The sequence below is a fragment of the Vibrio sp. 1069 genome (assembly GCF_033340555.1).
The window spans coordinates 1-664 of sequence record NZ_JAWOWP010000450.1; the positions used below are offsets into that span (position 1 = coordinate 1).

Annotated in this window: 1 protein-coding gene; it reads right to left on the minus strand. The window is 44.9% G+C overall.

Features of this window, described 5'->3' with window-relative positions; translation table 11 throughout:
* Positions 1-202: 202 nt before the first annotated feature.
* Entirely contained in the window at positions 203-664 is a 462-nt protein-coding gene (locus R7040_RS27065) for a hypothetical protein (protein ID WP_318097686.1), read from the minus strand.

Genomic DNA, 664 nt, shown 5'->3' on the forward strand with positions numbered 1-664 from the left:
TCCAAGGATGACCGATGTGAATTTTTCCGGCTTCGTAATCGTGAGCAAGGCTCATAGGGCTAGCAATGAGAGCGATAAGTGACAAAGTGGCGATTTTCATTTGTTTAAGCATGTGTATTTTCCTTTTAAATAGAATGACTTCCCGAGCAAATGCTCAATGGGATAATTGTTATTATTGTGAGCCTGAGTTCTTAAAGAACCATTAGGCAGGAAAAACACAAGGAGGGGATTGCTTTGGTGCGATATACTGGTAAACCAATCTGCCGCATTCAGCAAAATGGTAGGGCGTGAGCGCGTGTTTAACGCGGCGTAACCACTGAATGGTGGCAAGATAAAGCCCAACCGCGACAAGCAAGAAAAATTGCACGGCTTGCAGCAGTGGACATTCAAACTGGAAACCATCGTGTAGCTTCAAGTTATCAATAAATTCGGAAGACGGTTGAGCGTTTGCAGCGATGAGTGTATTGATGTCGACCCACTGAAAACCTTCAGCGGTACAGAGCAACACTTTTTCATTCTGAACTTTGTTAAGCCAGCTTTTATTGTGCACTTGCGTGGGATTGAGCGCCGCAATGGAGGCCAAATACAGCTGAAACAGTACCGCGAAAATAACCGCAAGAGCGGCGACGCGTTGTTTCTTAGGTTGTATTTGAGTGGTTTCCAT

What these genes read in the sequence shown, in the direction of transcription:
- R7040_RS27065 (WP_318097686.1), bottom strand. Translation starts at nt 664, where the DNA reads ATGGAAACCACTCAAATACAACCTAAGAAACAACGCGTCGCCGCTCTT.